Source organism: Neisseria cinerea, from assembly GCF_900475315.1.
Taxonomy (GTDB): domain Bacteria; phylum Pseudomonadota; class Gammaproteobacteria; order Burkholderiales; family Neisseriaceae; genus Neisseria; species Neisseria cinerea.
Genome location: NZ_LS483369.1, coordinates 657,507 through 670,655, shown reverse-complemented (window position 1 = coordinate 670,655; position 13,149 = coordinate 657,507). Strand labels below are relative to the sequence as shown.

Sequence of the window (13,149 nt, the reverse complement as noted above, 5' to 3'; positions counted from 1 at the left end):
CACGCCATATGCCGTCTGAAGCCGGATTTCGGGTTTCAGACGGCATGTTTACTTAAAAGTAAACTTTACCGAAAGATTGAAAGAAGTTTGCTTTTCGGTAAATGCAGGACTACAATCCCACACAGCAGTTTCCGCAAAGGGAAAAATAATGACCGATACAGCCAACCTGCGCCGCCGCAACCTGCGGCAGTGGATAGAAAAATACTACGGCGGTTTGCAAACCCGTTTTGCCGAAGCCGTCTGCCTCAATACGGGCGAGCTCTCCGCCCTCTTAAAAAACAAATCCTTCGGCGAGAAAAAAGCCAGAAAAATCGAACAGGCGGCGAACATGCCCGCCATGTGGCTGGATCAGGAAAACCCCACCGCCCAAACCAACCATCAAGAAAGGCGCACCATGTCCCATATCTCCACCATCCCCGAAATCCTAGCAGACATCAAAGCCGGCAAAATGGTCATCATCACCGATGCCGAAGACCGTGAAAACGAAGGCGACCTGCTGATGGCGGCGCAATTCGTTACCCCGGAAGCCATCAACTTTATGATTAAAAACGCGCGCGGCTTGGTCTGCCTGCCGATGGCTGGCGAAATGGTCGAAAAACTCGGCCTGCCCATGATGACCCAGAAAAACGGCGCGCAATACGGCACTAACTTTACCGTCTCCATCGAAGCCGCCCACGGCATTACCACTGGCATTTCCGCCGCCGACCGTGCCCTGACTATTCAAACCGCCGTTTCACCGACCGCCAAACCCGAAGACATCGTCCAACCCGGCCATATCTTCCCGCTTCGCGCCCAAAAAGGCGGCGTACTCGTCCGCGCCGGACACACCGAAGCCGGCGTCGATCTGGCGCAAATGAACGGACTTATCCCCGCCGCCGTCATCTGTGAAATCATCAACGACGACGGCACCATGGCGCGTATGCCCGAGCTGATGAAATTTGCCGAAGAACACAATCTCAAAATCGGCACTATTGCCGACCTCATCGAATACCGCAGCCGTACCGAAAGCCTGCTCGAAGACATGGGCAATTCGCCTGTACAAACCCCGTGGGGTGAGTTCCAACAACACGTTTACGTCGACAAGCTCTCCGGTGAAACCCACCTCGCCCTCGTCAAAGGCACGCCCTCTGCCGACGCAGAAACCCTCGTCCGCGTCCACGAACCCTTCAGCGTCATGGACTTCATCCAAGCCAACCCGCGTCATTCATGGTCGCTGCCCAAAGCACTCGAGCGTATCCAACAGGCCGAAAGCGGCGTAGTCATCCTTCTGCACCGCACCGAAGACGGCGCCGCCCTGCTCGACCGCACCCTGCCCAAAGGCGCAAACCAAGCCTACAAATGGGACAGCAAAAGCTACGGCATAGGCGCGCAAATCCTCGCCGGCCTCAATGTTAAAAAACTGCGCATACTCGGGCAGCCCTCCGCCTTTACCGGACTTACCGGCTTCGGGCTCGAAGTTGCCGGTTTCGAGGAGGCCGAAAAATAACGCGCCTGCCGACGCAATTCAATCCAAACAAAATGCCGTCTGAAATTTCAGACGGCATTTTAAGTTTGACCGGTTTCATTCATCGGTATTTGAGTTTAGATTTCATATGGACTATGGTTTGTATTTCCAAATGTACTTGTTATTTAAAAAAAGAAAAATAAACCTGTCTGTTTGGAAATAGCCAGCTGAATTAAAAATAAAATATTCTGATATATTCTCGGAGGGATATCTGTCAATGCCTGGTGGGAATTATCTTGTAAAAAATTTTTTAGAATAATTAATTTTCTTAAATCAATTATTTTTTCATCCTCATAATCATCTATAGTAGTGATTTAGTATTAGGTGGTTGTGCAGGTACACATCTTGCAAGAAAAGAACTATTGATACTAACAGGGAAAACAGGGGCAGGTGCGTCAGCAATTGCAAATGCAAGCATTGGATATCAATGGGCTGTCAATTTGTCAGAGCCAAAAGAAGGAGCTAAATAATAATGCATTCCCACTATATATTTGGTATTTTGATGATTTCATATGTTTTCGCAATGTTATTTAATTTTAAAATATCATATAAAATATTTAAAGAAGAAAAATTAATTAATGGTTTTTTTGATTTTCTAATTAAATCAAGCTACCTTAACTTTAAATATTTCAATATATTATTTGGAAAAGAAAAAATCTCAAATATTTTTTATTTAAAATTATTAAGAATTAATCTGGCGTTGGGTTTTTTTATCTTATCCTTAATAATTATAAATATTTTTTGTTTGTAGTAAAAATATGGCACAGATATGTACAGCTAGCTTTGTTTCAGTAAAGTATAACTGTATGTAATACTCAGATTTTTCACGTTGGGCTATACATGGAAATATATATGTATCTATTACTTCATTTAGTTCATCGAAAAAATTTTTCTCAAATAACAAATTAACCTCTTGTTCCGAAAGTTTAAATACATATAGTTCATTATCATCAGCCTGATCATAATCTAATTTTTTCATGGCTTCAGTACTTAAAGGGACAACTATCTATTTCATATCAATGCCACCTTATCTTCAAATATAAATTGAATTTCAACATCGTCAGCCTATCCTTAATCTCTTTTTCCAATTCGACAGATTCAGTGAATAGATTGTCCAAATCCGATGAAAATCACGCCATTTTTTGCGCAAATTCGTCGGCGGATATATCCACATAATCAATCTTTACCTCGAAATACTGCTCCGCCGACAGGCTGTAGTTTTTGGCTTTGATTTCATCGTAGCCGACCACCACGCTGAAATCTTCCACTGCCTGTTTGTGCGTGAAGGTATTTCAGATTTTTTGTTCTTCTGCGCGGAAAAGGATGGTTTTTTGGTTTTTGCCGTCTTTGATTTTTTCGCCCAAGCCTGATGCGTCGATTAACACCACTTCGTCTTTATTGGCTTTATCGATAAACAGGATAAGACCTGAAAAAAAGCCGATACGCCTTTTCGGTGTACTGGCTTTGCCATACTGTTCTGCTTCAGACGGCATCGCTTCATTTTGCCTTTAATACTTCTTCGTCCAGCGATTTCAACCATGCCAGCTTTTCGCCGATTTTGATTTCCAGCCCGCGCGGGACGGGTTGGTAGAAATCGGGTTCGTCCAAGCCGTCGGGCATATAGCTTTCGCCGGCGGCGTAGGCGTTCGGTTCGTCGTGGGCGTAGCGGTATTCGCGTCCGTAGCCCAATTCCTTCATCAATTTGGTCGGGGCGTTACGCAGGTGGACGGGTACTTCGTCGCTGGCGTTTTCTTTGACGAAGCGGCGCATTTGGTTGTATGCCTTGTAGCCCGCGTTGGATTTGGCGGCGGCGGCAAGGTACAGCACGGCTTGCGCCAGCGCGAGTTCGCCTTCGGGCGAGCCTAAGCGTTCAAAGGTGGTGGCGGCATCGTTGGCAATTTGGAAGGCGCGCGGGTCGGCAAGTCCGATGTCCTCCCATGCCATGCGCACGATGCGGCGGGCAAGATAGCGTGGGTCGGTGCCGCCGTCGAGCATACGGCAGAACCAATACAGCGCGGCGTTCGGATGTGAACCGCGCACGGATTTGTGCAGGGCGGAGATTTGGTTGTAGAAACTCTCGCCACCTTTGTCGAAACGGCGGATTTGCGCGCCCAAGCTGTCGGCGAGAAATTCGGCGGTCAGGGTTTTCAGACGGCGTGTGTCGGCGGCGCGTAAAAGTTGTTCCAATAAATTCAACAATCTGCGCGCATCACCGTCGGCGGTATTGACGAGCAGCTCCTGCGCATCGGCTTCAATCGTGAAATCTCGGTATTCGGGCAACGCCAACACTTTGGCAATCAATTTCTTGAGGTCGTCTGAAGACAAGGATTGCAAAACATACACCTGCGCGCGGCTCAACAGCGCGGGATTGACTTCAAACGACGGATTTTCCGTCGTCGCACCGATAAAGGTCAGCAAACCGCTTTCGACATGGGGCAAAAACGCGTCCTGCTGCGCCTTGTTGAAGCGGTGGACTTCATCGACAAACAAAATCGTCGCGCGTCCCTGCTGCAAAGCAATTTCGGCTTTATCGATTGCCTCACGTATGTCCTTCACACCGGAAAATACGGCGGAAACAGGCAGAAACTGGGCATTGAAACTCTGCGCCAAAATCCGCGCCAACGTCGTCTTACCCACTCCCGGCGGCCCCCACAGCAACATAGAATGCGGCTTCCCGCCTTCCACCGCCACACGCAGCGGTTTGCCTTCGCCGATTAAATGCTGCTGCCCGATAACGTCATCAAGCGTATGCGGGCGCAGACGTTCGGCAAGCGGCGCATCTGGTTGGCGGGTGAAAAGGTCGGACATGGCAGTTTCCGCAAAGGTTTTCAGACGGCACGGATTATACGTCAGTTGCGCGGAACGCACACATCGTTCCGCTTACGGTATAATGTGCAAATTTCAAACAAGAGTACGATTATCATGAAGAAAACCTTATCCACCACCATGCTTGCGGTTTTATTAGGCGGTTGCGCCGCCGGCGGCGGCAACACATTCGGCGGCTTAGACGGCGGCACAGGTATGGGCGGCAGCATCGTCAAAATGGCGGTAGAAAGCCAATGCCGTGCAGAATTGAACAAACGCAGCGAATGGCGTTTGACCGCGCTGGCGATGAGTGCTGAAAAACAGGCGGAATGGGAAAACAAGATTTGCGGCTGCGCTACCGAAGAAGCACCCAACCAGCTGACCGGCAACGATGTGATGCAGATGCTGAACCAGTCCACACGCAATCAGGCAATTACCACCGTTACCGCCAAAACGGTTTCCGCCTGCTTCAAACGCCTGTACCGCTAATCCACCGGATTTCGGACGACTCGGACAACATACCGTCCTCCCTTTTTCCTTACCGTATAAGCAGAGAAAATCATGAAATACATCAGCACCCGCGGCGAAACCGCACACAAACCGTTCAGCGAAGTCTTACTGATGGGTCTCGCACCCGACGGCGGGCTGATGCTGCCGGAACATTATCCGCAAATCGACCGCTGCACGCTCGACCGGTGGCGTGGATTGGACTATCCCGGATTGGCGTTTGAAATCATGCGCCTGTTCGTTACGGATATTCCGGAGGACGACCTGCGCGACATCCTCGACCGTACCTACACCGAGGCAGCCTTCGGTACAAAAGAAATCACCCCTGTCCGCACGCTTTCAGACGGCATTAAGATTCAGGCTTTATCCAACGGCCCCACTTTGGCATTCAAAGACATGGCGATGCAGTTTTTGGGCAATGCGTTTGAATATGTTTTAAACAAAGAAGGCAAAAAACTCAATATCTTGGGCGCAACCAGCGGTGATACGGGTTCGGCTGCGGAATATGCCTTGCGCGGCAAAAAAGGCGTGAATGTATTTATGCTGTCGCCCGACGGCAAAATGAGCGCGTTCCAACGTGCGCAGATGTACAGCCTGCAAGACGGGAATATCCACAATATCGCCGTGAAGGGTATGTTTGACGACTGTCAGGATATTGTGAAGGCGGTGCAGAACGATGCCGCGTTCAAGGAAAAATATCACATCGGTACGGTCAATTCGATTAACTGGGGACGCATCGTCGCGCAAGTGGTTTATTACTTTGCGGGCTATTTCAAAGCGACGCAAAGCAATGACGAGCAGGTCAGCTTCTGCGTGCCGAGCGGCAACTTCGGCAACGTTTGCGCGGGACATATCGCCAAACAAATGGGCCTGCCTATCCGCCGCCTGATTGTCGCGACCAATGAAAACGATGTGTTGGACGAGTTTTTCAAAACAGGCGCATACCGCCCGCGCAACAGCGCGCATACTTATGTTACCTCCAGCCCGTCGATGGACATTTCCAAAGCGTCCAACTTCGAGCGTTTCGTGTTCGACCTGATGGATCGCGATCCTCAGGAAATCAATACGCTGTGGGCGGAAGTCGCGGCGGGTAAGGGCTTTGACCTGCGGTTTGCCTTGGACAAAGTCAGCGGCAAATACGGCTTTACCTCCGGCAAATCCACCCATGCCGACCGCCTCGCCACCATCAAACAGGTTTACGAGCAAGACCAAGAACTCATCGACCCGCACACTGCCGACGGCGTAAAAGTCGCCCGCGAAGTGCGCGAAGAAGGGGAAACGGTGGTTTGTTTGGAAACTGCGTTGGCAGCGAAATTCGATGCGACCATACGCGAAGCCGTCGGCGATGTCGCCATTCCGCGCCCCGCCGCGCTGGAAGGTTTGGAAAAATTGCCGCAGCGCGTGCAAACCGTGCCGAACAGTGCAGATGCGGTAAAAGGCATCATCGAACAAACCCTTGCCTGATGTCCCGTGTGGGCGGCATTCCGTCCGAACTTAAGATTGAAAGAAAATGACTTTACCTATGCAGGAAACCCGTTTTTCCATCCTGCTGGACGAACTGGCGGCAAAACAGAAGGCCGCCATCGCCCCCCACCTGCTTGCCGACGGAACCAAGGTATGGATACGCAAAGCAGGCAGGCATAATGCACTATGGCGCTACGCGCTGCTCGGCATGGTTGCCCGGTATTTGAAGCTGGGTGTATTGAAGCCGGTCCCCAGCCTCGGAGGTGAGCCTGCCATTGCAACCGAGTCGAAACGCCTGTACGAATTGCGCTCTGCGGGGATAGCCGTTCCCGAATTGCTCGCTGTCCGGAAAAATGCCCTTATGTTCGGCAATTTGGAAGGGGTCCCGCTCGATACGCAAATCCGCAAAGAAGCCGAAGCCGGAAAGGCAGACGCTTGGCTTGCCGGTTTGGAAGCCATTGCCCATGTGCATGAAAAACGGCAGTTCCTCAGTCAGGCGTTTGCACGGAATATGATGTGTGCCGGAAAAAACATCAGCTTTTTGGACTTTGAAGACGACCCTTCCGAAGTCCTGACCCACACGCAATGTCAAGCCCGCGATTGGCTCTGCTACATTCATTCTACCGCGCTAATATTGAAAAACGGCGGACTGCTGGAAGCGGCAGCGGAAAAATGGGGCGGCGTACTGTCAGCGCAGCCTGCCGAAATACAAAGGCTGATTTCCGCCACCGTCAAACCGATTCTCCCAATACGCAGGCTGGAACACCCCCGCTGGGGACGGGACGCGCTAAGGCTGGCAGCCTCAATTTCCTTGATTTCCCTTGCGGATATGCCGCCGTAAGCCGCCGCCCGCCGCGCGATGCCGTCTGAAGCCCTTCAGACGGCATATAACCAACGCGCATCAAGCATTGTCGCAACCATCCGTTTCGTTTAGAATTTTGACTTTATCCCGAATCGGGCAGACATTTTCACTCTGCCGCACATCCCGAATAAGCACTATCCATTTCTTTTACTGACAGGAAACCCAAATGGCAGCATTCAATACCCAAAAAGTATTGTCCGTACACCACTGGACAGACGCATATTTTACCTTTACCTGCACCCGCGACGAATCGTTGCGCTTCGAAAACGGCCAGTTCGTCATGGTCGGATTGATGGTGGACGGCAAGCCGCTGATGCGCGCATACAGCGTCGCCTCCGCCAACTGGGAAGAACACCTCGAATTTTTCAGCATTAAAGTCCAAGACGGACCTCTGACCAGCCGCCTGCAACACCTCAAAGTCGGCGACGACGTGTTAATCAGCAAAAAACCGACCGGAACTCTGGTTGCCGGCGATCTGAATCCGGGCAAACACCTTTACCTGTTGAGTACCGGTACCGGCATCGCCCCTTTCTTGAGCATCACTAAAGACCCAGAAATTTACGAGCAATTTGAAAAAATCATCCTCGTACACGGCGTGCGCTACAAAAAAGATTTGGCGTATTACGACCGCTTCACCAAAGAATTGCCCGAACACGAATACCTCGGCGACTTGGTTAAAGAAAAACTGATTTACTACCCGATTGTTTCGCGTGAAGAATTCGAACACCACGGCCGCCTGACCGACCTGATGGTAAGCGGCAAACTGTTTGAAGACATCGGCCTGCCCAAAATCAATCCTCAAGACGACCGCGCCATGCTGTGCGGCAGCCCTGCGATGCTGAAAGATACCTGCAAAGTTTTGGACGATTTCGGACTGACCGTCTCTCCGAAAACAGGCGTGCGCGGCGATTACCTGATTGAGCGCGCATTTGTGGACCAATAATCCGCTTGAAAATGCCGTCTGAAACGGCAGATAAAATCCAACCCGAATCCTGAAGGTCAGGATTCGGGTTTTTTATGCTTCACGCCGGTCAGTGTTTTTCAGACGGCATGTCCGCCTGCTTGTGAAGCCGCATGGCGTTGCCCAATACAACCAGCGAACTGAAGCTCATGCCCAGCGCGGCAATCCACGGTTGGACATAGCCCAAAACGGCAAGCGGTACGGCAATGATGTTGTAAGCACTCGCCCACGACAGGTTCTGACGGATAATCTGCCGCGTCCTTCCCGCCTGTACCAACATATGCGGAACGGTATTCAAATCTTCGTTTAAAAGGACGATATCCGCGCCGTCCCTTGCAATATCGGTTCCTCCCGCCACTGCTGCAGAAGTATCGGCCTGTGCCAAAACAGGGGCGTCGTTGATGCCGTCGCCTATCATCAACACTCTTTTCCCTTCTTTCTGCAAAGCCTTGACATATTCCAACTTGTCTTCCGGCATGGCTTGGGAACGGTAGTGTCCGATACCTAAGGCGCGTGCGGTTTCTGCAACGGCGGTTTCACGGTCTCCGCTGAGCAGGTGCAGGGTCAGGTTTTGCCGCTTCAACTTGCGGACAACTTCCTCCGCCCCTTCCTTCAACGGGTCTTGAAGATAAAACACAGCTTGGAAACCGAGCTGGTTACCGAGATAGACCGCACTGCCGCTTTCTGAAGACTGTTCATCCTGCGGAGGTTTTCCGGCGATTTTGGCGACATAAGCCGCCCTGCCCAATGCCCACACCTGCGTTTCCCCGTTGACGGTCAGTTGCGCGCCTACGCCTTCACCGACGTGATTGAGGCGTTGTCCGACCCGTATGTCAGGAATCATGCCGTCTGAAACACGGTGGTTGAGGATGGCGCGGGCAAGGGGATGTTCGGACTGTTGTTCCAACGCCTGCGCCACCGCGAGAACAAAGGCTTCGTCTGTGCCGCTCAACAATGAGATACGGCTGACGGTAGGATTTCCCCGGGTCAGCGTTCCTGTTTTATCGAAGATGATGTCGGTGGTTTGGGCAAGCGTTTCCAGGGTTTGCTTACCGCTGATTAAAATGCCTTCGCGCGCCAGCGCACCGGTAGAAGCTGCTAAGGCCGTTGGCGTGGCAAGCGATAAGGCGCACGGACAGGTAATGACAAGCAGGGCGACGGTAATCCAAAGCGCGGTATGCGCATCGGCGTAAAACATCCAACCGATGAATACGGGGACGGCAAGCAGCAGCTCCCCGAAAACGAATGTCGAGGCGTATTGTTCCGCCAACTCGGCGGTGCGCGGTTTTTGGGCCAGTGCGCGGTCGAGCAGGCGGACGATATGGGACAGGCGCGTACTGCTGCCGGTACGGTCTGTGCGTATGATTAGGGGGCTTTGCGTATTAAGTGTGCCGGCGGTTACTTTTTCAGACGGCATCTTGGCAACGGGCAGGCTTTCACCCGTCAACATGGCTTCGTTGACCGAGCTGCTGCCTTCGACAACCGTACCGTCGACAGGTACAGTCTCCCCCGGTTTGACCATCACGATATCGCCCGCCTTCAATTTGACGACGGCTGCCTCGCAGGTTTCCTGCGTATCGGGGTAATCGGGCATATGATGGCAAAACGCAGGAATCAGCTTGACCAGCCGCTCGGCGGCATCGCCTGCCTTACGTCGGGCGATTTGTTCCATAAAACGTCCGCCCAGCAGGAAAAACAGCAGCATGGCGATGGATTCGAAATACATCCCCTGTCCCGCATTGGTCGCAAGGCTGTAAACGCCGGCGATAAAGGTCATGATGATGGCGACGGTAATCGGCGTGTCCATACCGACCCGGCGGTTTTTCAAGTCGCGCAGCGTGCCTTGATAAAACGGAACGGCGCAGTAAAAGACAACCGGCAACACCATCAGAAAACCGCCCCAATGGAGGATTTGTAGGAAATCTTCTTCAATGTCGTTGCCATAAAGGTAGGTCGGCAACGCGAACATCATGGTCTGCATCATACCCAAACCGGCAACGGCAAGGCGGACGATATATTGTTTCCGCTCTTTCTGATTGGCGGCCTCGATTTTCTGTGCGTCATATGGTTCGGCGGTATAACCCGTCTGCCTGATTTTCAACAGAATGTCGGAAAGGCGGATTTTTTCGTTGTCCCATACGGCCCGGCAGCGCCGGGTACTGTAATTGAGATCGATGCGGATGATGCCGTCTGTACGCAAAAGCTGTTGTTCGATAAGCCAAATGCAGGCGGCACAGGTAATGCCGCCCAACATCAGCACCGCCTCATGCGTACCGTTATGGGTTTCGACAAAATCAGACTGCACCTCGGGTAAATCATAGAGCCGGATTTGATCGAGGATTTCCTGAGGCGGCAGCTCGCTTTTCTGTGCGTCGGCGGTACGCTGTTTGTAATAGCTGTCCAAGCCGGCGTCGATAATGCTTTGTGCGACCGCCTGACAACCGGCGCAGCAGGTTTCCCGGTCTTCATTTTCGTAACGGACAGTCAGGTGGAGGTGTTCGGGAACATCCAAACCGCAGTGGAAACAGGTTTTTTTCATGGCATTTCGGTTTCGTCGTCGGTTGTCGGCATGGCGGCGCAATATTCGGCAACCGCATCGCGCAATGCGTTTATGCCGGTTTTTTCCTCAGCAGAAAGATAAACGGCGGCAATCCTGCCCCTGCCATCCCGCTGTATCCCTGTATTTCTGTCTTCAGACGGCAAAAGGTCGGTTTTGTTGTAAACCCTGATACACGGGATGCGGTCGGCTTTAATTTCCCTGAGGACGTTTTCTACATCTTCAATCTGCTGTTCTTTACCGGGGGCGGAGGCATCGACGACGTGCAACAGCACATCGGCTTGGGCGGTTTCCTCAAGCGTAGCGGAAAAGGCGGAAATCAGTTTGTGCGGCAGATCGCTGACAAAGCCCACGGTATCGGTCAGAATGATGCTGCATTCCGGATTGATATACAGCCTCCGTGCCGTAGTGTCCAGTGTTGCAAACAGCTGGTCCTGTGCATATGCACCCGCTTTGGTCAGACAATTGAACAACGTGGATTTGCCTACATTGGTATAACCGACCAATGCGAAGGTTTTAATTCCGCCCGATTCGCGCGGTTTACGGCGGAGTGCACGTTGTTTTTTAAGGTTGGCAAGCTGTCTTTTCAACGCGTTAATTCGATGGGCAATCAATCGGCGGTCGGTTTCCAGTTTGGTTTCGCCCGGGCCTTTCATGCCGATGCCGCCCCGCTGGCTCTGCAGATGGCCGTAACCCCGTATCAAGCGTCCCGCCAAATGGCTTAATTGTGCCAACTCGACTTGCAGCCTGCCTTCCTGAGTCCGTGCGCGACGGGCAAAAATCGCCAAAATCAACCCTACCCTGTCCAACACGCGGCACTTCAGTTCCTTTTCGAGGTTGCGCTCTTGCGTCGGCGTCAGTTCGTGGTTGAATACGACCAAATCGATACCGTTGGCCGCAACATCCGCCGCCAGCTCTTCAACCTTGCCCGTACCGACAAACAGCGCCGTATGCGGGCGGTCGCGTTTGGCGGTTTCGACAAGGACGGGATCGCCGCCGGCCGCTTTGACCAGCTCCACCGCTTCCGCCAATGCCGTCTGAAATCCGCTCAAACGGGCGGCGCTGCTGCCCGTTCCTTCCTTATCCAACATCACGCCCACCAGCATGACGCGTTCCGGTTGCGCCTGAGTGGCACTGTTCCGTCCTGTTCTGCCTGACATAACTGTCAATCCTGTAAATAAAGGGTTACGCCGCGTTCCGGGCTGTCTTCCGGAACAAGCCTGATGCGGCTTCCCGCCATTCCGCCGACGCTGAAGACGATGCCGCCCGCTTCGTGCCTGAGTATGGACAGGCTGTTGCCGAACTGCCGCCGGTAGGTATAACGGGTACACGCTTCCAGACACCAGCGTCCGCGCCAGTGGATGAAATATTCTTCGCCTTTTTTGACGGCAAGCGTCTCACCTCCGTTTACCTCAAAATAAGGGTAATCGGGTTTTCGGGTTCTAAACTGCCATTTCGCCTGCCCGCGCCGTCCATTGCGGAGATAATCGAATATTGCCGTATAAAGCGTACTGTATTCCAAAGGCTTGATCGGGAAAAGCGCAAATTGGTATGCCGTCAGCCTGCCGTTGGGGTCGTTGCCGGCGGTTAAAACTTTAACGGGACGGATTTCATTTTTACCCCGATACAGCTTGAAACTTTTCATCACAATTTTGCCTGCCGCCTCAGAAAAATCAATGCTGACAGGATTTCCCGTCATTTCATATCCCGGCATAGGGTCGGGACGCTCCCCGTAAAAATAAGGCAGCGCGCCGCTGCCGACCGGATAGGCGGTATAAAGCAATTCCGTTGCGGGCATGACTTCGTCGGCATAAACGGCCGCACCGTTATGGCAGGCATTACGGTAATATTTCCGTCCTGCTTCCGGCTGCTGCATTCCCCGGGCACAAGCGCGCTCAAACCTGCCGTTGCCTTGGTTGAATACAAGGACGGTTTTACCGTTTTCCCTGACAAATGCTGCTCCTGCCTCATCCGTATGCCGGTCAAGCAGCGAAAGGCGGTGATAGACGGCACTCATCAATCCGTCTACTTGGCGTTGCTGCGTACGGATATCGCCATCGCGCAATCCCGATTCCTCTTCCGTGCTGACGTTTTCGTGTACACCGTTGTAAAGATAACCGGCAAGGCGTGTGCGTCCGGTCAGCTTTCGGTCGGTATAATGAGGGTTTTCGACATGATATTCGCCGTGTCCGTCTTCGGGATTAAGCGTGAGATAGCGTGCGTGCCTGCGGGCGGAATTTTCCAAAACCGGCGCGTGTGCCAGCTCGTGCAAACCGATTTGTGCGCGGATGAGGTTGAGGTAGTGCAACGCATCGCCCCGCCCCCTAATTTGCGGTGCAGACGGATAGACAAGTTCTCCCACGGGCAGGGATTGGTTTTGGGTATGGTAGAAAACGCCTGCTGCCGAGCCCAACAGGAGCAGCCAGATAACAAGGGATTTCATGATTTCGCCCTCTCGCCCCGGCAATGGGATATTTCATGAAAACGGC

At 52.4% G+C, this 13,149-nt stretch carries 10 protein-coding genes and 1 pseudogene; 5 read left to right on the top strand and 6 right to left on the bottom strand.

Annotation, left to right across the window (positions count from 1 at the left end; all coding sequences use genetic code 11):
• Positions 1 to 148: 148 nt before the first annotated feature.
• Complete coding sequence (gene ribBA / locus DQM57_RS03600; protein ID WP_111726917.1) at positions 149 to 1,486, top strand: bifunctional 3,4-dihydroxy-2-butanone-4-phosphate synthase/GTP cyclohydrolase II; 1,338 nt, start codon at positions 149 to 151, stop codon at positions 1,484 to 1,486.
• Positions 1,487 to 2,225: 739 nt separating this feature from the next.
• On the opposite strand, the gene DQM57_RS09625 is transcribed toward ribBA, so the two are convergent.
• From DQM57_RS09625 to DQM57_RS03575, 3 genes and pseudogenes are all read right to left on the bottom strand, one after another.
• Entirely contained in the window at positions 2,226 to 2,483 is a 258-nt protein-coding gene (locus DQM57_RS09625) for a hypothetical protein (protein ID WP_111726913.1), read from the bottom strand.
• 37 nt (positions 2,484 to 2,520) lie between these two features.
• Positions 2,521 to 2,925 (bottom strand): annotated as a pseudogene (locus DQM57_RS10025) (N-6 DNA methylase); the annotation flags it as partial.
• 76 nt (positions 2,926 to 3,001) lie between these two features.
• Positions 3,002 to 4,312 carry a replication-associated recombination protein A gene (locus DQM57_RS03575; RefSeq protein WP_111727631.1) on the bottom strand — a complete coding sequence of 437 codons (1,311 nt, stop codon included), beginning with the start codon at positions 4,310 to 4,312 and terminating at the stop codon, positions 3,002 to 3,004.
• A gap of 114 nt (positions 4,313 to 4,426) precedes the next feature.
• Between DQM57_RS03575 and DQM57_RS03570 the strand changes: the two genes are divergently transcribed.
• The 4 genes from DQM57_RS03570 (at position 4,427) to DQM57_RS03555 (ending at position 8,085) form a co-directional block, all read left to right on the top strand.
• Positions 4,427 to 4,798 (top strand): hypothetical protein, encoded by a 372-nt coding sequence (locus DQM57_RS03570; protein WP_111726909.1) that lies wholly within the window; start codon positions 4,427 to 4,429, stop codon positions 4,796 to 4,798.
• Positions 4,799 to 4,870: 72 nt separating this feature from the next.
• The gene (gene thrC, locus DQM57_RS03565) at positions 4,871 to 6,280 is read left to right on the top strand and encodes a threonine synthase (RefSeq protein WP_111726907.1); all 1,410 of its coding nucleotides are present in this window, start codon (positions 4,871 to 4,873) and stop codon (positions 6,278 to 6,280) included.
• 46 nt (positions 6,281 to 6,326) lie between these two features.
• Positions 6,327 to 7,121, top strand: coding sequence for a BUD32 family EKC/KEOPS complex subunit (locus DQM57_RS03560; RefSeq protein WP_111726905.1), 795 nt, complete (start codon positions 6,327 to 6,329; stop codon positions 7,119 to 7,121).
• Between the two features lie 187 nt (positions 7,122 to 7,308).
• A complete protein-coding gene (locus tag DQM57_RS03555) occupies positions 7,309 to 8,085 on the top strand; it encodes a ferredoxin--NADP reductase (RefSeq protein WP_002213456.1) in 777 nt (258 codons plus the stop codon).
• 88 nt (positions 8,086 to 8,173) lie between these two features.
• Here DQM57_RS03555 and DQM57_RS03550 read toward each other — a convergent pair whose 3' ends face one another.
• The 3 genes from DQM57_RS03550 to DQM57_RS03540 are packed head-to-tail and all read right to left on the bottom strand — an operon-like array spanning position 8,174 to position 13,103.
• Positions 8,174 to 10,642 carry a heavy metal translocating P-type ATPase gene (locus DQM57_RS03550; RefSeq protein ID WP_111726902.1) on the bottom strand — a complete coding sequence of 823 codons (2,469 nt, stop codon included), beginning with the start codon at positions 10,640 to 10,642 and terminating at the stop codon, positions 8,174 to 8,176.
• Entirely contained in the window at positions 10,639 to 11,820 is a 1,182-nt protein-coding gene (hflX, locus tag DQM57_RS03545) for a GTPase HflX (protein ID WP_111726900.1), read from the bottom strand. Before hflX ends, DQM57_RS03550 begins: the two co-directional genes overlap by 4 nt.
• A 5-nt stretch (positions 11,821 to 11,825) precedes the next feature.
• Positions 11,826 to 13,103 (bottom strand): CAP domain-containing protein, encoded by a 1,278-nt coding sequence (locus DQM57_RS03540; protein ID WP_111726898.1) that lies wholly within the window; start codon positions 13,101 to 13,103, stop codon positions 11,826 to 11,828.
• Positions 13,104 to 13,149 lie beyond the last annotated feature (46 nt).

Excerpts from the sequence above, each read along its gene's own strand:
- DQM57_RS03555 (WP_002213456.1), top strand. The coding sequence starts at position 7,309 with ATGGCAGCATTCAATACCCAAAAAGTATTGTCCGTACACCACTGGACA.
- ribBA (WP_111726917.1), top strand. The coding sequence starts at position 149 with ATGACCGATACAGCCAACCTGCGCCGCCGCAACCTGCGGCAGTGGATA.
- thrC (WP_111726907.1), top strand. The coding sequence starts at position 4,871 with ATGAAATACATCAGCACCCGCGGCGAAACCGCACACAAACCGTTCAGC.
- DQM57_RS03560 (WP_111726905.1), top strand. The coding sequence starts at position 6,327 with ATGACTTTACCTATGCAGGAAACCCGTTTTTCCATCCTGCTGGACGAA.
- DQM57_RS09625 (WP_111726913.1), bottom strand. The coding sequence starts at position 2,483 with ATGAAAAAATTAGATTATGATCAGGCTGATGATAATGAACTATATGTA.
- DQM57_RS03575 (WP_111727631.1), bottom strand. The coding sequence starts at position 4,312 with ATGTCCGACCTTTTCACCCGCCAACCAGATGCGCCGCTTGCCGAACGT.
- DQM57_RS03550 (WP_111726902.1), bottom strand. The coding sequence starts at position 10,642 with ATGAAAAAAACCTGTTTCCACTGCGGTTTGGATGTTCCCGAACACCTC.
- DQM57_RS03540 (WP_111726898.1), bottom strand. The coding sequence starts at position 13,103 with ATGAAATCCCTTGTTATCTGGCTGCTCCTGTTGGGCTCGGCAGCAGGC.
- DQM57_RS03570 (WP_111726909.1), top strand. The coding sequence starts at position 4,427 with ATGAAGAAAACCTTATCCACCACCATGCTTGCGGTTTTATTAGGCGGT.
- hflX (WP_111726900.1), bottom strand. The coding sequence starts at position 11,820 with ATGTCAGGCAGAACAGGACGGAACAGTGCCACTCAGGCGCAACCGGAA.